The 19,464-nt window shown below is 47.2% G+C and carries 19 protein-coding genes; 11 read left to right on the forward strand and 8 right to left on the reverse strand.

Annotation, left to right across the window (positions count from 1 at the left end; genetic code table 11):
- The first annotated feature begins 10 nt into the window (after window positions 1-10).
- The 3 genes from NBZ79_RS09115 to NBZ79_RS09125 all read left to right on the forward strand — a co-directional run bounded on the left by NBZ79_RS09115 (window position 11) and on the right by NBZ79_RS09125 (window position 1,884).
- A complete protein-coding gene (locus tag NBZ79_RS09115; protein ID WP_251937732.1) occupies window positions 11-616 on the forward strand; it encodes a 2-hydroxychromene-2-carboxylate isomerase in 606 nt (201 codons plus the stop codon).
- 16 nt (window positions 617-632) lie between these two features.
- A complete protein-coding gene (locus NBZ79_RS09120) occupies window positions 633-1,331 on the forward strand; it encodes a glutathione S-transferase N-terminal domain-containing protein (RefSeq protein ID WP_251937734.1) in 699 nt (232 codons plus the stop codon).
- A gap of 112 nt (window positions 1,332-1,443) precedes the next feature.
- Window positions 1,444-1,884, forward strand: coding sequence for a YqaA family protein (locus NBZ79_RS09125; RefSeq protein WP_251937737.1), 441 nt, complete (start codon window positions 1,444-1,446; stop codon window positions 1,882-1,884).
- Between the two features lie 8 nt (window positions 1,885-1,892).
- Here the strand turns inward: NBZ79_RS09125 and NBZ79_RS09130 are convergent, their stop codons facing one another.
- Window positions 1,893-2,276, reverse strand: coding sequence for an SH3 domain-containing protein (locus NBZ79_RS09130; protein ID WP_251937738.1), 384 nt, complete (start codon window positions 2,274-2,276; stop codon window positions 1,893-1,895).
- A 567-nt stretch (window positions 2,277-2,843) separates the two neighbouring features.
- Here NBZ79_RS09130 and NBZ79_RS09135 point away from each other — a divergent pair.
- The 5 genes from NBZ79_RS09135 to NBZ79_RS09155 all read left to right on the forward strand — a co-directional run bounded on the left by NBZ79_RS09135 (window position 2,844) and on the right by NBZ79_RS09155 (window position 9,835).
- Complete coding sequence (locus NBZ79_RS09135; protein WP_251937741.1) at window positions 2,844-3,464, forward strand: hypothetical protein; 621 nt, start codon at window positions 2,844-2,846, stop codon at window positions 3,462-3,464.
- A gap of 135 nt (window positions 3,465-3,599) precedes the next feature.
- Window positions 3,600-4,856 carry a thiolase family protein gene (locus NBZ79_RS09140; RefSeq protein ID WP_251937744.1) on the forward strand — a complete coding sequence of 419 codons (1,257 nt, stop codon included), beginning with the start codon at window positions 3,600-3,602 and terminating at the stop codon, window positions 4,854-4,856.
- A gap of 24 nt (window positions 4,857-4,880) precedes the next feature.
- Entirely contained in the window at window positions 4,881-6,431 is a 1,551-nt protein-coding gene (locus NBZ79_RS09145) for a class I adenylate-forming enzyme family protein (RefSeq protein WP_251937746.1), read from the forward strand.
- Window positions 6,432-6,536: 105 nt separating this feature from the next.
- Window positions 6,537-7,757, forward strand: a complete 1,221-nt coding sequence (locus NBZ79_RS09150; protein WP_251937749.1) for a bifunctional alpha/beta hydrolase/OsmC family protein — start codon at window positions 6,537-6,539, stop codon at window positions 7,755-7,757.
- A gap of 338 nt (window positions 7,758-8,095) precedes the next feature.
- Complete coding sequence (locus NBZ79_RS09155; RefSeq protein WP_251937752.1) at window positions 8,096-9,835, forward strand: ATP-binding protein; 1,740 nt, start codon at window positions 8,096-8,098, stop codon at window positions 9,833-9,835.
- Window positions 9,836-9,852: 17 nt separating this feature from the next.
- On the opposite strand, the gene NBZ79_RS09160 is transcribed toward NBZ79_RS09155, so the two are convergent.
- The 5 genes from NBZ79_RS09160 to NBZ79_RS09180 all read right to left on the reverse strand — a co-directional run bounded on the left by NBZ79_RS09160 (window position 9,853) and on the right by NBZ79_RS09180 (window position 13,739).
- On the reverse strand, window positions 9,853-10,524 hold the full coding sequence (locus NBZ79_RS09160; protein WP_251937755.1) for a GntR family transcriptional regulator: 672 nt from the start codon (window positions 10,522-10,524) through the stop codon (window positions 9,853-9,855).
- A 184-nt stretch (window positions 10,525-10,708) separates the two neighbouring features.
- The gene (locus NBZ79_RS09165; protein ID WP_251937758.1) at window positions 10,709-11,518 is read right to left on the reverse strand and encodes an ABC transporter permease; all 810 of its coding nucleotides are present in this window, start codon (window positions 11,516-11,518) and stop codon (window positions 10,709-10,711) included.
- Window positions 11,511-12,278, reverse strand: a complete 768-nt coding sequence (locus tag NBZ79_RS09170; protein ID WP_251937761.1) for an ABC transporter ATP-binding protein — start codon at window positions 12,276-12,278, stop codon at window positions 11,511-11,513. The genes NBZ79_RS09165 and NBZ79_RS09170 overlap by 8 nt, the downstream gene beginning before the upstream one ends.
- Window positions 12,279-12,286: 8 nt before the next feature.
- Window positions 12,287-13,318 (reverse strand): ABC transporter substrate-binding protein, encoded by a 1,032-nt coding sequence (locus NBZ79_RS09175; protein WP_251937764.1) that lies wholly within the window; start codon window positions 13,316-13,318, stop codon window positions 12,287-12,289.
- A 157-nt stretch (window positions 13,319-13,475) separates the two neighbouring features.
- Window positions 13,476-13,739 (reverse strand): DUF2046 domain-containing protein, encoded by a 264-nt coding sequence (locus tag NBZ79_RS09180; protein ID WP_251937767.1) that lies wholly within the window; start codon window positions 13,737-13,739, stop codon window positions 13,476-13,478.
- Between the two features lie 183 nt (window positions 13,740-13,922).
- Here NBZ79_RS09180 and NBZ79_RS09185 point away from each other — a divergent pair, with 183 nt between their 5' ends.
- On the forward strand, window positions 13,923-14,951 hold the full coding sequence (locus NBZ79_RS09185; protein WP_251937769.1) for an alpha/beta fold hydrolase: 1,029 nt from the start codon (window positions 13,923-13,925) through the stop codon (window positions 14,949-14,951).
- Window positions 14,952-14,999: 48 nt separating this feature from the next.
- Here NBZ79_RS09185 and nagA read toward each other — a convergent pair whose 3' ends face one another.
- Window positions 15,000-16,133, reverse strand: a complete 1,134-nt coding sequence (gene nagA / locus NBZ79_RS09190) for an N-acetylglucosamine-6-phosphate deacetylase (RefSeq protein WP_251937771.1) — start codon at window positions 16,131-16,133, stop codon at window positions 15,000-15,002.
- A gap of 2 nt (window positions 16,134-16,135) precedes the next feature.
- Complete coding sequence (locus tag NBZ79_RS09195; RefSeq protein ID WP_251937774.1) at window positions 16,136-17,035, reverse strand: glucosamine kinase nucleotide-binding domain-containing protein; 900 nt, start codon at window positions 17,033-17,035, stop codon at window positions 16,136-16,138.
- Window positions 17,036-17,244: 209 nt separating this feature from the next.
- Here NBZ79_RS09195 and pobA point away from each other — a divergent pair, with 209 nt between their 5' ends.
- Together pobA and NBZ79_RS09205 are read left to right on the forward strand one after the other, a co-directional pair.
- On the forward strand, window positions 17,245-18,435 hold the full coding sequence (gene pobA / locus NBZ79_RS09200; RefSeq protein ID WP_251937777.1) for a 4-hydroxybenzoate 3-monooxygenase: 1,191 nt from the start codon (window positions 17,245-17,247) through the stop codon (window positions 18,433-18,435).
- Between the two features lie 71 nt (window positions 18,436-18,506).
- The gene (locus tag NBZ79_RS09205) at window positions 18,507-19,463 is read left to right on the forward strand and encodes a TAXI family TRAP transporter solute-binding subunit (RefSeq protein ID WP_251937780.1); all 957 of its coding nucleotides are present in this window, start codon (window positions 18,507-18,509) and stop codon (window positions 19,461-19,463) included.
- Window position 19,464 lies beyond the last annotated feature (1 nt).

Below are 19,464 nucleotides of genomic sequence, written 5' to 3' on the forward strand. Positions count from 1 at the left end.
GAGGCTCCTTATGCACAAGCTTGAATTTTTCTTCGATTGCTCCAGTCCGTGGACCTATTTAGGGTTTGAGTCCTTGCAGGATTTATCGGCCCGGCATCCGCAATTGGACATTATTTATCGACCTTTCTTGGTGGGAGGCGTATTTAATTCTGTCAATCCATCCGTGTATAATAATCGTGAAAATCCTGTAGTGCCAAAAATGCGGTATTCAAAAAAGGATCTACAGGACTGGGCGCATTTTGTGGGTATTGAAATAGGGCAGCCGTCGGTTTTCCCCGTCAATAGTGTCAAAGCGATGAGGGGGGCCTTTGTCGCTTTGGAAGAAGGGTGCCTGGTTCCATACGCCCGTACCGTTTTCAAGCGATACTGGACGGATCTGGCAGATATTTCGCAACTCGATGTGCTTCAGGAGGTTGTCAGGGAAGTTGGATTGGATAGTGAGAATTTCTTTCGCAAGATCAATGAGCAGCCCTACAAAGACAAACTTAAAGATACGACAGATGAATTGATTGCAAGGGGCGGCTTTGGTTCGCCGACAATGTATCTGGATGGTCAGGATATGTATTTTGGAAATGATCGGTTTCCTCTTATTGAAGCCAAACTGTCACAGCTGTAACGGACGGGAGTATAAAATGATAGATGCCTATTATTGGCCAACCCCCAATGGCTGGAAGATATCCATTGCCCTTGAAGAAATGGGCCTGGATTATAATGTCGTTCCGGTAAATATCGGTAAAGGTGAGCAGTTTGAAAAAAGTTTTCTCGCCATCAGCCCGAATAACCGCATGCCTGCTATTGTGGATCTTGATCCGGCAGATGGCGGCGAGCCCATCTCGGTATTTGAAACCGGTGCTATTCTTATTTATCTCGCTGAGAAAACCGGTAAATTTTTACCCAGTGATGTTCGGGGGCGAAGCGAAGTCATTGAATGGCTGATGTGGCAGATGGGAGGATTGGGTCCCATGCTTGGTCAGAACGGACATTTCAAATTTTACGCGCCGGAACGTATTCCCTATGCCATGGAACGCTATTCGACAGAAGTATTACGGTTGTTTGATGTGCTTAATAGGCGGCTGGAGGGGCGGGAATTTATTTGCGATCAGTATTCAATCGCAGATATGGCCTGCTGGCCCTGGATTATTACATATAAGCGGCAAGAGATTGACTTGGGAGAGTTTCCGAATATTCGCCGATGGTACGACGGCCTGAAGGAGCGTCCGGCGTTGCGGCGCGGATATATGGTGGGACGTGAGTTTGGTAAACCGACAGGTAACTGGAGCGAGGAAACACGTAAAAATTTAACGGCGCAACGTGTCCCAGAAAATGACTAGTTGTATGAAAATTGGATAAATTGAGCGAGAGAAGGATGCTCGGGCTTTTTGCCCCTCTGCGGCCCTCATTCTCAGAGATACTGACACATGTTGTTATGCAGCCTGTTATAAGATGATGCCAATAACTGCATATGGAACCATGTTCCTCAGTGCCTTTTTGTCTGCAACCTTGCTTCCAGGTTCTTCCGAAGCCTTATTGGCTACTTATATTGCCGCAGAACAGGGAAATACCTGGATCCTATTGTTAATGGCGGTAACCGGTAACGTTCTTGGATCCATTGTTAACTGGTTCATCGGTCGTTTCCTGTCGCAGTATTCCGATCGAAGATGGTTTCCCATATCCGAAAAACGTTATGCGCAGGCGATCAACTGGTTCAACAAATACGGAAAATGGTCGCTGTTATTTGCCTGGGTCCCAGTTATTGGCGATCCGTTGACAATTGTAGCCGGCGGTTTACGCGTGCCCATGGGTATCTTCATCATATTGGTAACAGCCGGAAAACTAGTGCGATACCTGCTAATACTGCAGGCCGCACTAATTTGGGTTGGTTAGAGTAAGGATTAGTCGGCGACGTCTTCTTCAAGAAATTCACCAACGGTCCAGCCTGTCATACCGTTATAGGTGATATTACACCATTTACGTCGGGTTTCGACTTTACGGACTGCGGTGGTTGATTTTTTCCACTCCAAATACGGCATGCCAACATGGCATCCAAGATTCGTAATTCCTTCCGCTGTCGCAGGAAGCGTCCCGATTTTCGTACTTTTCAAGGTAGGATCTTCACGAATATTCAGGCTTCCACCAGGTTTCATATTAACCTGAAAATATTCTGGCTCGTCGGAACCTGCATAAGTTGGTGAAGCAAAAGCCGTTGCAACAACACCAGCAATCGCTGTTGCCAGAGCAGCTTTCAATAGCGTTTTAGGGTTACTTGTTACAATCATCGCAGCTCTTGTTCTTTTTATAATACTCACAGCACACCTCGTCAGATAAGTAATCTAAATGGACTATCGGCGATGATCAACAAAAGTTCTTAAAAAACGATTTTTAAATAGAGACAATAAAGATCAAATGTTCTCTAAATATTTTTGCGCTGCTTTCTAATGGGCCTGAAATATACCGCAGCTCTATTGGTTTCTTCGAATACAATGCGTCTTATAGAAAAGACTAAAGGCATATTCTCGCCAAATTTTGATGTAATAGTTAAATGGATCACGTCATTCGTTTAGAGGATAAAGGCGCTCTAAAGTTCTTAATAAATTCTTAATTATGTTAATTAGGAACTTTGGTAAAGCATTGTTTAAAAACAAAAAAATGGAAATTTTTTTTTATTTAAAATTCCCCTATTTGAGGTATGCGAAAGGCGTCTGATTGGCCTATTGTTTAGCTATTGATTGATTTTGTACACGCATTTTTTGAATTTTTTTGAATAACTTTGTTCCGTATTAGGAAGCTTGTTTCTAATGAATGCCGATTTTAACTCATCTTTGTCATCAGGAGATGCCGACATAATGTTTGGTACAAAAGGGGATGAGTCAATTCCTGTGACCCAAACATTAACTGTGGCAACTGATGATGCCCTCAGCGAGACCGGTATCGATGTTACTTTTTGGCAAGCCGGATTCATGCTCGGCGGTGAGGGAGAGGAGATAGTCGAAAATGTTTTGTTCGACGGGGGAGAGGTTCTTGTGGACGCTCAATCAACTTTCATTGCTGATGCCGGCGAAAGAGAACTTCTTTATGTTGAGGAGGAAGAAAGTTTTGTGAATTCACTGGCGATCGAACAGTCCGCCAAAAACGACTATTTTGATATGGATGCGTTTGGCTCATCACCTGATGCAAATTTACTGTCTCAAGATGTTGCTGAACTGGAGCTCTTGATGAAAAGCTTCGCAGAAAAACAAGTTGATTTGGATACCATTTTTGACGAGATGGGGCTGTCTGGCAATCGTGTAACTGACGAAAATCTCTTTTTTGAAGGATCTTCAATCAGCATGTCTGATGCCCAGGAAATCAATAATCCGCTCGGTGATGAGATTGTTGTCGGGCCGGAACTTTCACTTGCTGATCTTGATTTTGGCAAAATAATTGATCAAATAGCCGATCAAATGTTCATATCCGACGAAAGCTGAACGACGCATACCAACATATACAAAGCTCTGCCAGGCCCGGTTTCATTCCGGGCTTTTATTTTGTCGTGGGTTGTAAGTTATTTCTAATTAGATACATTGAATGTTCATTTCAAAACCAATTTAGTCGTGAGAAGTATGCGTGATACCTACATAATCGGAACATTTAGCACGGCTTTTGAGAAAATGCCGGGGAAATCTTTCAAGGATCTGACACGGGAAGCTTACTTAGGGGTCCTTGACGATGTCGGCGCCGAAATTGCCGATGATATAGAACTGGCTTATTTCGGTAATTGTGGAATGGGAACATTTGGCCAGGCTTGCATCCGTGGCCAGGTGTCTTTTACATCTTTGGTAAAAGAGGGTTTGTTTCCGGAGCGGGTTCCGATCATAAATGTTGAAGGGGCCTGTGCAACCGCGTCACTAGCGTTCCACGGGGCGTGGAAAGACATTCTTTCCGGTCAATCGGAATTGACGCTGGCAATTGGCGTTGAGAAAACCTTCATTCCCGATAATCCAGATAAAATACAAGAAATTTTTGATGGTGGAATTGACCAGCTTGATGCGGATGAATGGCGTGATTATTACAAGGAAGCTGGCGATCTCGCAGGAAAACCATTCGATCCGGAGAAGGGTGAGGGGACAATTTTTATGGATACCTATGCCATGCAGGCAACGTATCATATGAAAAAATATGGAACGACCCAGCGCCAAATTGCAGCCGCATCCTCCAAAAACCACTATCATGGTAGTTTAAATCCCAAAGCCCAATATAGGTTTGAGGTCAGTGTTGATAAAGTGATGGAAGACAGAACCATCAGCTATCCCTTGACCCGGTCCATGTGCGCACCAATTGGCGATGGGGCGGCCGCGGCAATGATTTGCTCTGCTGAATATTTGAGCAAATTGCCGCCAGAGGTACAGGCCAGAGCTGTCAAGATTAGAGCGAGCGTGCTTTCTGGCGGAAAATACCGGGATCTGGACGAACCTGGACTGAGTTCTGTCGCGGCCCAAAAAGCCTATCGACAAGCCGGTTTAACACCGGATGATATTGATATTGCCGAAGTTCATGACGCCACGTCTTTTTGCGAAATTTACCAGTGTGAAATGCTGGGCTTTTGCGAGGAGGGAAAAGGCGGTGCCTATGTCGAAAGCGGGGCAACGTCCCTTGGCGGCTCCCGGCCGGTAAATTTGTCTGGCGGCCTTGTCTCTAAAGGTCATCCAATCGGAGCCACTGGATTATCCATGATTGATGAACTGACCCAACAATTACGCGGGGAGGCGGGTGCAAGGCAGGCCGATAACCCTAAAATTGCCCTTGCTGAGAATGGCGGTGGCGTAATGGGTTTCGATGAAGCCGCTTGTTCAATCATAATTTTGGAAGCAAACAGCTAAGAGCAGATTTTCGGGGAAATTTTGATGAGTAGCATTGATGATGCGCAGGTTTTTTTACCCGAACTATGGGCTACTCATGCCAAGTTCAACCCGAATAAGGAAGCCATTATTTGTGGAGATGAACGACGCAGTTGGGGAGATTTCGACTCGAATATGAGCAGGATAGCCAATGCTCTCGTCTCCCGGGGTATTGGGCGAGGGGATAAAGTTGCTGTTCTGATGAGCAACAAGGTGGAAGCCCTGGAAATAATTTTCGGCGTGGTTCGGGCCAGTGCTTGTGTAGTGCCTTTGAGCGGCTTACTGACGGCTGAGCAAATGTCAACGCTCATAAATGATTGCGACGCTGTTATGCTGATCGCCGCCGCCGCTTACCGGGAACGCATCGGTCAAGTGTATAAAGAGCTTTGCAACATTCCGGAATTGAATTTTATTGCCGCTGATTTTTCTGCCCCGGGCTGGACAGACTTTCAGACTTTTATTGCCGGGACATCAGACTTGGCACCCGATGTGGATTTCAGGCAGGATGACGATTTCAACATTATATACAGCTCAGGTACAACCGGGCTTCCAAAAGGCATCGTTCAAACCCATCGTGCTCGTCAGCATTGGTCTTTTAGCAACGCCATTGAAATGGGGTTTTCATCATCATCACGGGCCATGACAACAACCGCTTTATATTCCAACGGAACATGGCTAATGGTCCTTCCGGTACTGTTTGCTGGTGGGACGCTTGTTGTATTACCTGAATTCAGTCCAGCGGCTTTTTTGAAGACAGTGGAGCATGAGAATATTACGCATACTTTCATGGTTCCCACGCAGTTCATTGTAACATTGGATTACCAAGAATTTGATACCTTTAACCTGAGCAGCTTACAGGCCGTGCTCTGTGCTGGATCGCCCTTGCGACCTGATACAAAAGAGGAGGTGTTGCGTCGCCTTACTCCTAATCTATATGCCCTTTATGGCTATTCAGAAGGGTTCGCCTCCATGAGTAAGCCGCATATGCATGCCGGTAAACCAGATTCCGTCGGCATTCCGGTTTTAGGGTTTGATGTAAAAATTTTCGATGACGACGGAAACGAGCTTGATCGAGGACATGTTGGCGAGATTTGCGGGTATGGTGCCGGTATGATGAAATGCTATTACAAACGAGACGACCTAACCCAAGAGATGATTGTTATGGACAGCTCAGGTCGAAGTTTCTTGCGGTCGGGAGATATTGGAAAGATGGATGAAGAGGGGCATCTTTATATTCTAGATCGCAAAAAAGACATGATCATTTCAGGCGGCTTTAATGTTTTTCCCGCGGATATAGAGGCAATAATTGGCGAGCATCCGGATGTTTTGGATGTTACCGTAATCGGTGTTCCCCATGAAAAATGGGGGGAAAGTCCCTATGCACTCATTATTGCAAGTGACAGTGCAACCGAAACAAGTCCAATTGTGCACTGGTCTAATGAAAAGCTGTCGAAGACCCAGCGCATTATAGGTGCCGAATTTGTAGATGAATTTCCGCGGAATGCGCTTGGAAAGGTATTGAAACGAGAGCTTAGGGATCCGTTCTGGATAAAATAGCCGCCGATCACTACCCTGTTATCAAGCTTTCTTTTCCATTGTTCTCGACTCCTGTAATCACTACCTTCAAGATACGTTGTCTAATGACGGGAAGTGGAGCGACAAATGCGATCAGAGAAAATTACGTTTCAGGGTTCTGACGGTATGCTGGCCGCCAGGCTGGATTTACCAATTGGCACACCAAAGACATTTGCACTTTTTGCCCATTGCTTCACTTGCTCGAAAGATATATTTGCAGCATCGCGCGTTGCTGCGGCCCTGACCGATCGCGGGGTTGCGACACTGCGCTTTGATTTTACCGGCCTGGGTCAAAGTGATGGGGAGTTCGAGAATACAAATTTTTCCTCCAACATCACTGATTTACTAAAAGCCGCTGAATTTCTGGACCGGGAATATCAGGCGCCCAGCATCCTTATCGGGCATAGTTTGGGTGGGGCAGCAATTCTGGCAGCCGCGGCCCAGGTTAAAAGCGCCGAAGCCGTCGTCACGATCGGCGCGCCGTTTGATCCGGCACATGTCGGGCATCATTTTCTGGACAGTCAGGCGGAAATTGAGCAAAAAGGTGAAGCTGCGGTCACGATTGGCGGGCGGCCATTCAAGGTGAAAAAGCAGTTTATCGAAGATCTCCATGGACAAGAGCAGGTTGAGCGTTTGAAATCCCTGCATAAACCTCTGCTGATTTTTCATGCGCCGCTGGATCAAACGGTCGGAATAAATAATGCTGGGAATATATTCACCTCCGCCAAGCATCCGAAAAGCTTCATTTCTTTAGATGGTGCAGATCATTTGCTCAGTAAACGCAGCGATGCAATTTACGTAGCCGATGTTATCGGTAGCTGGGCCGAGCGATATATTGACGCGCTAAAACCCGTAAAAGCGACAACCAAACTCAAGTCTGACGAAATCAGCACCGTCGTCGCAGAGGCGGGGCCAGGGAAATTTGTGCAGCATATCGATAGCAGTGGTCATCAACTTGTTGCAGATGAGCCATTCTCTGTCGGCGGATCAAATACAGGACCGACGCCGTATGATTTGCTGGTTTCCGGCCTCGGTGCTTGTACCTCTATGACTATTCGTATGTATGCAAATAGAAAAAAATGGCCGCTTGAAAATGTCGCCGTCAAACTGCGTCATAATAAAATACATGCGGAAGATTGTGCGCAATGCGAAACGAGTTCAGGGAAAATTGACGCCATTGAGCGTGAAATTGAACTTAAAGGAGAATTATCTGATGAGCAACGGGCAAGGTTATTGGAGATCGCAGACCTATGCCCTGTTCATAAAACTCTCCATTCAGAAGTTGTTATCAAGTCGATACTGATCTAATTTTTTGCCCTGTTCCATGTGTTGATTTGTGAATAAAATAATTGGTGTCGTCGTCGTTCATGCGGCTGTTTTCGGCACGAGCCGGTGCAAGTGAGAAATAGAAATCACGCTATTTCTGCATTCTGGACACAGTTTTGCCGTCATTATGTAACTATTATAAAGAATGCGCAAATTCGTCCGAATATGGATCTAATTAGTCACATAATTTACCCTTTTTAAAAATCATTTCCGAAAATAATTTAAAATTAACAATATGTTAAGATTTTCCGGCGAGACTATCAACGGGACCGTTGTATTCAGTGTATTAGTATTGAAATTCGCAGTAGGGAACGATTTTAGTGACGGAGAATTTTCAAAAAAACTTTGGAGTTATACTCGCCTTTCTAGCCGCCCTGTTTGCGTTGCTTTTTTTCTGGACATATCAGGTTTATTCCCTGAATGCGCCCACTCAATGGAGCGAGGCGGATCATCAGTTCAAGGAAACAGAGAACCACACAGAACGTCTCATTACCATAATTGGGTTTCAGGGGCTTATTCACAACTTTAAGGATTATTTAATACGCGGAGATGAGGCGAACAAAGAACAATTCTTTGGCCATTTTGAAGCCGCACGGGAGGAACTAAAGCTGTTGCAAGATCGATTTGGGGTCGCGGCAGAGCAACAAATCACAACAATTGAAGCAACGCTTAGAAATTATTTCGTCAATATCAATAAAGTCGACCAACTGCGTGAGGAAGGCAAAACAGTCAATGAAATTGATGCCGCTTTGGCAATTGACGACACGGCGGCCTTCGCTGCCCTGCAGGCCTTGCTTGAGCTGCATGATGAAGAACAGGCCGAAATACGTAGTATCGTGGTCGCAGCATTAGAGAAAGACCAGTCGAACCTCGTTTCTCTATATACGACATTGTTTGCAATTGGATTGTTGCTATCTGTTGCTGTGGTTATGGGACTGCGATTTGATTATCTGAAGCGACGGGCTGTTGAAAAACAATCTGAAACGAAATCTCTGCTGGAAAGTTTTCTCGATAATTCCACAGTACCGTTTCTAATTGCAGATATGGATGGGAGGATACGTCACTGCAATCTGGCTGCGGCGTCCCTATTGGACACCCAGCCAAGAAACCTTATTGGTGCCGCCATGTCGCAAATTCTAGATCTACCGGCATCCGAGCCTGATATCGAAGCTGGCAATGCCCCAAAATCAAACACTGTTAAAGGGATTGCTACTGTCCTGGAATTACAAGATGGGAAGCAAATCCCCGTTCAGGCTGACTTGACAACCAATAAGGACCGGACAATGCAGATTGTCGCCTTGTTCGATCAACGTTCCGAAATAAAGATGCGGGAGAGGATTCTTCTTGAAGCGGAGCAGAAGCTTACAAAGGTAACAATCGATGGTGGACAGGCAATTCGCCGGGATGTTCAGAATTTTATTGATTTAATCCGCCGGTATGTGGGGCAAATCAAGGAAGTTCCCCTGGGCCAGGATAAACAGGAAGAATATGCAGATTCCGCGCTTGCCATGGCCGAAGCTTTGAAGGAAAACCTGGCTGAGTATCTGCCGCTATCGGGGCCATTGGCGGATAGCAAATCCGTTTTGGAATTACAGGATCTTACTATAGAGAAATTTGAAAAAACGGTGAAAGATTCCTTGCGTATGTTCGAGCGCGTTGTCGAGGAGAAAAATTTGACCCTTAACTGGGTGAATAGGGTACCGCTCAAAAAGGAAACTGATTTTCCAGCTCAACTGGAACGAATTCTGGCGAATTTGATCAGTAATGCGGTGAAGTACACTGCCGAAGATGGGGCGATTAAAATAAGTACCTCCATCAAGGATAATTTGCTGAATGTTAAGGTGGAAGATACGGGAATAGGCATACCTGCGAAGGATATTCCAAAGATATTTGAACCTGGGGTCCGGATGCAGGATGCGGCAAATATGAGCAGGGGACAAGGAATTGGCTTATATTCTGTTCGACAATCAGTCCGCAAATTAGGCGGTGAGATCACCTGTAGTTCATATAAGGGCGTCGGAACTGATTTCGTTGTCAAGATCCCGTTGCATAAAGTATGAAAGTGAGAGGGCAGATATTAAAGTGATGTAATTTCACGTTCTGCCAGAACGGTGTGCAGCTGATTGCCAATCCAGTCACAATGTTCAAGGAAAATGTTTCTTGCGCTGACTTCATCTCCAGCCAAAATAACTTCCTTGAGTTGATTATGGTTTCGCAAAGAACGCTCTTTCGCGGCCATGGGAAGATGGCTGAAAGCCAAAGTGAGAGCTCTTTGTATGACATCTCGATAGCCGAGCCCGGTTTCCATGAGTTTTGAGTTTCCGTTGAGAATGAATAACCCGCGATGGAAAGTTTCATTTGCCTCTGCCCAGGCGGCGGTGTCTCGCGCCTTAACAGCGTTCTCCATGGAGGATAGCGCATAAAGGACTGGCATGATATCCGTTCTGGTTAAGTGTCGCCGGCAAATATTCCCAACCGCCTGAAGTTCAAGCGATGAAATGATTTGATGAAACTCATCCAGTTCCTTTACCGAGAAAGGGAGAATGCGAATGCCTTGCTTTGGCATGATTTCAACTATTTTTTCCGTTTGAAGACGCAGCATGGCTTCACGAATTGGCGTGCGGCTCATACCCAATTGTTCTTCGATTTGTGGTAAATCGATAAAGTTATTGGGTGAAATATGCCCCGCAATGATCTCAGCCTTAATAGCAGAATATGCCTTATCGGTGAGTGATTGCTTTTTGACCATTAAAGAAGGCCTGGCTCTATATTGAAGTGCTGCTGTCATAAACAGCATATTGGCCCTATTAATATTGCCAAATAGTTAATCGGAGGAAAAATAGGCTTCTAAATCCAAGTTTTCAGCGGTTCCTTAAATATATAACGCCGAGACTGCCTGAACGGTACTTGAATGAATAAGGCCGAAGCTAAAATTAAGTCCGCCATTTAAGAAAATACTTTTCAGCCAGCCCAATTAACCAGGCGATAACCAAACCCAATACGGACAACATCGCAACACCTGCAATGAGTTGATCTGTCGCCATCAAGCTTCCCGCAAGAAGGATATACGCACCGATACCATATTCGGCGGCAATCATTTCAGCGGCTACCAGTAGAATAATTGCAATTGCCGCTGAAATGCGCGCTCCGGATAAAATTGCCGGGAGGGCCCCGGGCAGGATTATCTTTCGTATAATCGAAAACCGCTTTAATCCGAACGACTGCCCCATGCGGATTAGGTTTCGGTCGACGTTGTCGATACCGCCATATGTTGCGATGACGGTTGGAAAAAAAGTGCCGAACATGATCGTCGCAACCTTGGATCCTTCGCCTATACCGAACCAGATAATAAAAAGCGGCAACAGGGCAATTTTCGGTATCGGAAAAATGGCCGAAACAAGCGGAGACAAACCTGAACGCGCTACAGAAAAGAGTCCTATCAATGTTCCGACAAAAATCCCAAGGAAGGTTCCCGTTGACCAGCCAATGACAAGGCGCTGCAAGGAAGCCGCAAGATGCTGCCAAAGCAACCCGGAATCAACAAGATCCATGAACGCATTCCAGGCTTCCGACGGGGCTGGCAGGACCAATGGGCTGATGAAACCATTTTGCGATCCATATTCCCAAAATAGAATAAGGCCGACAAAGACAAGAGGACCGATTATGCGTTTGGGTTTTGGCAGAAATCCACCGCCCCGAAACGGCACGGATTTCTCTGAAATAATTGTAGGTTTGTCAGGCATCGACTAATTCCATGTCGGCTGCAAGCGCTTCTTCACGCATCATCTCCCACAACTGACGTTGAATTTTTTCGAGTTCAGGCGACAAACGTGTCCGATCGGCAAGGGGAATGTCAATTGAAACGATTTCCCGAATTTTCCCGGGGCGCCGTGATAAGACGACAATTTTATGGCCCAGTCTTACAGCCTCAGCCAGATTATGGGTTACATAACAGGCTGTATAGGGATCCTTGGACCATAAGTCGATCAGGTCGTCCATCAGGAGCTCGCGGGTTTGGCTATCAAGGGCGGACAAGGGTTCGTCCATTAAGAGAACAGCCGGGCGAACACTGAGAGCCCGCGCAATTGCGACACGTTGCTTCATGCCGCCGGATAATTGTTTGGGAAGGGCTTTACGAAATTCTGTAAGCTTCGTCCTCTCAACGACGTCAGCTATGATTTTCTCTTTTTCCCCTGCGGGTAAGGCATGATCCTCGAGGGCAAGGGATATGTTCCCCTCAACTGTTCGCCACGGTAAAAGAGCGAAATCCTGAAAGATATAGGTGAGAGGATTTAGAGAATCCCTAGGCGCGTCGCCGACCTGGATGACATCGCCTGTGGACGGCCGCTCCAGACCGCCGATAAATCGCAATAGAGTAGATTTACCGCAGCCTGAAGGGCCAATTATACAAACAATTTCGCCCTGCTGAATATCAAGATTGATATCATGAAGGACCTCAACATCGTCATACCGATGTGAAATATGGCGAAGGCTGAGATCCATATCAGGGTTTAAAATGTATCGACATAATCGGTATTTACCAGGGTTTCAATGGTGATGTCTTTTGACACCAGACCTTCAGATTGAAACCAGGCCAATTGGTCTTTTACGTTGGTGACGTTAAGGGCAGCATCTTTATTGATCCGCATGGCACCGTTTCGTATGGAGGGGGCGGCTTTTTCGTATGGTTTGCTGGCATAAACATATTTGTGAATGAGAACCACCATATCTTCCGCGGCTTGATCTCCGGCTGTCTTGTCAACCAGTGCCGCGTTGAAATCAGCGGCCCCCATGGAAAAGGCCTTTAAGAACCGTTTCGTTAGGTCTTGCCTGTTTTCCGCATTTTCCGTGGAGGTGAAAACGGTTGTCACCTGATAGTCCGGAATATAGTCGGCAACCATGCCAATTTGCTCAACTGCAGGTCCTTTGGAGAGAGCTTTCGCGATATGGGGGACGATCGTCCAGCTATCAACTTGTCCTGATTTCAAGGCGCCGATAATTGCACCGACTTTTTGCAATGGAATTGTTTTGATTTCTGAGCCGTCAAACCCTTCCTTTTGTGCAATTTTATGCGCCATGTAATGAAAAGACGACCCGGCTTGTGTAATGCCAAAGCTTCGCCCTTTCAGTTCGGCAGGTGACGTGACGCCGTCGTCATAGGCTTGCTTTGAGACAAGAATAATTTGACCGTCAATACCGGGTTCTTCCTGCAGCGCTCCTCCGATGATTTTGATCGCTCCTTTGTTTGCCAGATTAATCAACGCACCGGATATGGCAGTGACCCCGTAATCCACGTCTCCGGACGCAATGGCCACAGCCATCGGCTGCGCGGCCTGGAAGAACTTGAATTCGACATCCAGGCCCTGATCCTTGAAATATCCCCGTTCAAAGGCCACAAAACTAGGAGAATGTGATGTGAAGCGCAACGCGCCGACAGTAATCTTATCAGCTGCAAAAGCAGGAATGGCTGATGAAGCCGCAGTTAAAGCAATCGCTCCGCTGAGCGCGATTTTCGCGACAGCACGCCTGGTAATCGAAAACATATAGGTATCCTCCTGTGAATTGGCTTTTCTTTGGGGCGTTGAGACGCCCGTGCCATCATGTTCTAGGGGATTTGTACGTGGATCAGTGTCATGGAGTCAATGAATTACCAAGGACCTAATTACTGTTTTGCCAGCAAAAACGGCCTTGCCGGTAATATTACTTCAACAGGTTGGAGCGGAGAAGATTTATTTGTTCGTTGAGGGTTTTTGCATTTTGAGTTAATTCCTGCGCCTTTGCCAATGCCGCTTGTACCGGGGCGGGGGGCATCGTTGCAGTAACCGGTTGATCGGCTCTCAATTGCAAGATTCTGGCGCTACGGGTGAGATTTGCCGACGCATTCGCAATATTGTCGACAACCGATCCCACTTCTTTACGAAGATCCATTGGAAAATCAATAACATTCTCAGCTTTCGTGCCCATTTGCTTGAACTCTTTCAAATTCGATAATCGAGATTGTTATTATTATTAGTTGAGACAACTTAAAATTTAATTAAGCTCAATTTTTACTAATTTAATCGCCTTCCTCCCCTTAAGGCTGAAGATGAGCTATGGTCTTGCTTAAAAAAAAGACTCTGAAAAATTGCTGAAAAAGGAAGCTTCAATATGATCTCAACGATTACGGAACATGCGACGCGAAGCGAGCGGCACACTACATCTTACCTTTCTGCCGGCCCGAAAGACGGCCCTCTCGTCATTTTTGTTCATGGATGGCCGGAATTATCGCTTAGCTGGCGGCATCAGTTGCGGGCGATGGGCAGCCTTGGTTTTCATGCTGTTGCCCCGGATATGAGGGGATATGGGCGCTCCAGTATCTATTCACAGCATGCCGATTACGCCCAGCGTGAAGTGGTCGCGGACATGATCGAGCTGCTGGATGCGTTGGGTCAGGAGAAGGCCATCTGGGTTGGACATGATTGGGGCAGCCCCACAGTCTGGAATATTGCAAGTCACCATCCGGAGCGATGCCAAGCGGCAGCTAATCTCTGCGTTCCATATTACACCCTGGAGCGCGGTATGGATGCCTTCCTCCCTCTGGTTGACAGGGAGACTTATCCCGTTGATCAGTTCCCGGCCGGTCAATGGGAGTATATGCGGTTCTACGAAGAAAATTTTGATATTGCATGTGCGGATTTTGATGCAAATCCCTTGAACACCGTCAAAGCGCTTTTTCGCAAAGGGAAGCCGGGAGGAGAGAAGAAACCGTCGCTGACGTCAATGGTCAGAAAAAATGGCGGATGGTTTGGGGATTTGAAAGAGGCTCCTGATGTGCCACGCGATGGCGACGTCGTGAGCGAGGAAGATTTGAATATCTATGCAGCTGCCTTGGTGCGGAACGGTTTTTTTGGCCCGGATTCCTATTATATGAACCATGAGTTGAATGCGGAATATGCAGCGGAAGCTTTGAATGACGGATATATCGATTTGCCGACATTGTTTCTTCTTGGTGAATATGACTATACCTGTGAATGTGTACATTCACGATTAGCGGAACCCATGCAAACCTATTGCCGTAACCTTACAACGATAAACATAAAATCCGGACATTGGATGGCACAAGAGAAACCGGCAGAGGTTAATGCGGCATTGGCGAAGTGGCTGGTAACTGCGGTCCCTGAAAGTTGGCCAGGCTGAAAGTGACCGCGAAGAAGGACGATTAGTTCGCTTTTGCTTGCTAGGATTTTAAACCTGTTCGCCCGCAATCCAGGTTCTGACCGCCTCGACTTCTTTATTCAGCAAGACCAAATCAGCGTCGAATCCAGATTGGATTTTGCCAATTTTGTCATTTAAACCCAAAAAGGTTGCCGGTGTCGTCGAGGCCATTTTGACAGCAGATAACAAGGATTGCCCGGGGAGCCGGGAAACATTACGGACAGCCGTGGCCATATCAAGGGCCGAACCCGCCAGAACGCCTTCCGCCGTGACACATTTTCCATCACGGACATCAATTCGCTGATCACCAAGCATAAACTCGGTCTCATCTGTACCAACGGAAGACATGGCATCCGTTACCAGCATTATTCTATCGGCTCCTTTGGCCGCAAGGGTGGTGCCTAAAGTGGCCCAGTGAACGTGGTGGCCGTCGGCGATGACGCCGCAAAAGCAGTCTTGATTTTCCAATGCCGCACCAATGACACCGGGCTTGCGGCTTTGCATTGCAGGCATAGCATTATGTAAATGGGTGAACCCGGTCAGACCCGCGTCCATCGCTGCTTGTGTTTGATCATAGGTGGCATTCGTATGGCCCGCGCAAACTATGGCCCCCGCCTCAACAAGGGTGCGAATATAATCCAACGTCACTTTTTCCGGTGCCAAGGTTACAATAACCTGTCCGAGGTCATGGTCTGCTATCAGCTTCAGGAAACAGTCATCCATTAGTCGGATAAATTTTGCGTCATGGACCCCTTTACGCTCAATGTTGAGAAAGGGGCCTTCGAAATGAATGCCCTTGATACCGGGGCTGTTTTCCATCAGAGCAGTTTCCACCGCACCAGCCATTTCCTGCATTTTGGTTTTTTCATCAGTGATGAAAGTAGGCGCGAGGGACGTTGTTCCGAATTTCCGGTGCGCTGCTGCGACAGTCACTATGGAAGATTTATCGGGACTGTTATTTAATAAGACGCCGCCGCCGCCATTGACCTGCACATCTACAAATCCAGGTACCAGAAAGCCACCTTCCAAATCGTCAACAGGGCAAGACGATGGTATATCTTCCACATTGCAAATTTTAACAATTTTCCCGTTGTCGACAAGGACAGAGTGATTTTCAAGCCATGTATCGCCCGCGTATATTTTACCGTTGGAAAGTGCAAACATGGCTAGGGAACCTGACTGTGAGAATTAGTCAAACCGAGTTTTTCCTTGATCAACAGCAAGGCACCATCAAAAGTATCTCCTTCCGGTTCAACGAGATAGCGGACAGTTTCATCTGACAATCGTGAATGGATTGCGCCGGATAATCCGCCCATATGATAAATATTTTTGGAGCCTTTGTTCACCAAAGCCGAAACCAGCTCATCGATTTCAGTTGCTATTTCCGTCAATAGTTGATCAGCAACCGGGTCTCCCTGATCTGCATGGGCGAAAACAACAGTAGCGAAATTTCCATAATCTGCTGGATGGGCCGTCAACGCCCAATGATGGGCACTAGCAGCAGTTCCGCCCAATGACTTTAAAATCTCCTCACATAAGGGAGAGGAAGGCCGGATGGCATCGAAAGCCTGCACCGCGCGCCTGATTGCCAATTGCCCTAGTCTTGCGCCGCTCCCCTGATCTGAAATCGAAAATCCCCAGCCGCCCACATAGAAGCTTTGAGTTTGTACAACACCGAACCCGCAGGAACCGGTTCCGGTTATCAACAATGCCCCGTCCTTTGTGCCAAATGCCCCCAATCGTGCAACAAAGGCGTCTGTTTCGGCGCAAAGAGAGGCAAAGGGATGATCCATTTCGCAAAATTTGCGGCGAAGGCTTTCATTAACCAGGCCCGCGATGGCCAATCCAGCCTTCAGCGAAGACAAGGCAATTTGAGTACTCGACAATTTCGTCAAGGCATCTTCAGACGCGTCAATAATCGCCGCCATCATAACATCCAGCCCGAGGGAGGCATTTGCCGGACCCGCAGTGCCTTCTGCCAACTGATTTCCATGTTGATCGTAAAGGCGGATACGGCAATGCGTGCCACCACAATCGCCGGCAAGATAGGTGGGTGTGTCTGGCATTGTCTGGGTCAATACATCTCGTTCCATCGGGTTGGCGCTGATTTTATGTTCAACTGTGTTACAATACTCATAACAAATAAAAAACGAATTTTTCAGCGGCGGCTTTAACTTAAAGCATTTTCCAATCTCCTTCGTTAAAAAATTGAATACCGAAACAAGCCGAAGGAGTTTAGCCTGCAAGCATCTATTCAAGAGGGGGATTAAACAACTTGAGACGACAAAAAACACAGGTTGTGATCGTGGGGGCTGGCCCGTCCGGATTGTTGCTCGGTCAGTTGCTGCATAAACAGGGCATCGATAATGTTATTGTGGAACGGGTCAGTGCTGAATATGTGCTGGGCCGGATTCGTGCCGGTGTTATTGAACAGGGCTTTTCGGACTTGATGGAAGAGGCCGGCGTTTCCGGCCGCATGAAAGCCGAGGGAGAAGTCCATCATGCCGTAGAGATTGCAACATATGGTGACGTACACTCCATTGATTTAAGCGGCTTGACAGGCGGAAAAGTGGTTACGGTATATGGCCAGACTGAAATCACGCATGATTTGATGGATGCGCGCAGTGCGTCGGGCCAGCAAACCATATATGAGGCGGCTGATGTTCAGCCCCATGACATCAATACGGACAGCCCTTTTGTGACTTATACGGTCGATGGCCAGCAGCAGGTTCTGGAGTGCGACTATATCGCCGGATGTGACGGGTATCATGGAATATGCAGGCCCTCGATCCCAGAGGGTGTGCTGAAGGAATATGAAAAAATTTACCCCTTTGGATGGTTGGGTCTGCTTGCAGATACTCCGCCGGTAAATTTCGAGCTGATTTACATAAAGCATGAGAGAGGTTTCGCGCTCTGCAGTAAGCGATCGGAAACCCGCAGCCGCTACTATCTTGAAGTTCCTGTCGATGAGAAAGTGGAAAACTGGTCCGATGATCGTTTCTGGGAGGAACTCAGGCGTCGTTTGCCAGCAGATGCTGAAAAACGGCTTGTTACCGGCCCGTCGCTTGAGAAGAGTATTGCACCGCTTCGCAGTTTTGTCGCCGAACCCATGCAATATGGCCGGATGTTCCTTGTCGGGGATGCTGCGCATATTGTTCCGCCCACCGGGGCAAAGGGGCTAAATCTCGCTGCGAGCGATGTGAGTACGCTGTACCGGATCTTAACGAAAGTCTTCAAGCAGGGCCGGACGGACCTGATTGAAAAATATTCGCAAATCTGTCTTCGGCGGGTCTGGCATGGTGTCCGGTTTTCCTGGTGGATGACCAGCATGCTGCATTCTTTCGATGAAAGTGACATTGAGGGGCGGATCAGAAGTTCAGAGCTTAGTTTTTTTCTGAAGGAAGAAGCAGGCCGCCGCGTATTGGCTCAACAATATGTCGGATTGCCCTATGAAGAGATTGAATGATCGGTTCCTGACCTTGACAGACGAATAACAACAAGAAACTATGGCAAAAAATCTTTATTAGGGAGTATCACATGAAATTCGGATTATTTGGTGGCGCAGTCCTCGCGGCGGCGCTCATAACAAGTAACGTTGCGTTGGCGGAAACACGGGTGACGTATAAGTCAGCCAAATCGACATCGTCCTACTACCAAATGGCGGTCCAGATTGCCGAAGCCATGAAAAAAGGATCCAATGGCGATATTATCCTGACGGTCGAAGAAAGCCAGGGTTCTGTCCAGAATGTCAAGGAAGTTGCTGCCCGGACCGGGAATTATGTGTTCACGACCCCACCGGTTCTGGTCAAGCTTGCCCAAAAAGGCAAGGCCATGTTCGAAGGCAAGACCAATCCCAAATATGATGAAATCCGGGCCCTGTTTCCCATTCCCTCCCTGACCATGCATTTTGTCATGCGCGCCGATAGCGATGTTAAAACATTTGATGATCTTGCAGGTAAGAAACTATTGATCGGCAAGGGATCATTTGGCGCCCGCGAAGGGGCCAAATATATCAAACTGTTCGGCCTTGAAGGTAAGGTAAACATTGCCAATGTGGAATTGGGCAGCTCTGTCGCTGCGTTGAAAAACAAACAGATTGACGGGTTTGTCACCGCGGGATCCTACCCGGCGCCAAATGTTATTGAAGCTGCGGCATCAACTCCCATCACGCTGATCAGCTTGACGGATGCGCAGGTTAAAGAAACCAAGCGAACAAAATTGATGATCCCCAGCGGAACCTATCAAGGCGTAGACGTGGCGACTGAAACCACATCATTGCCGGTGGTGGCCTATACGACGACGCAGATGGATGATGCAACCGCCTATGAACTGACGAAAACCTATTGGACGCAAAAGGCGGAAATGGGTGAAAGCCATCCGTGGTGGAATGCGGTTAGCGGCGCGATGCTGGCGAATGTATATGGCAAGCTACATCCCGGCGCGCTTAAATATTATGATGAAGCAGGTATCGAAGTTCCAGACGCTCTGCGCTGAT

It is taken from the genome of Sneathiella marina, assembly GCF_023746535.1.
Lineage (GTDB): Bacteria > Pseudomonadota > Alphaproteobacteria > Sneathiellales > Sneathiellaceae > Sneathiella > Sneathiella marina.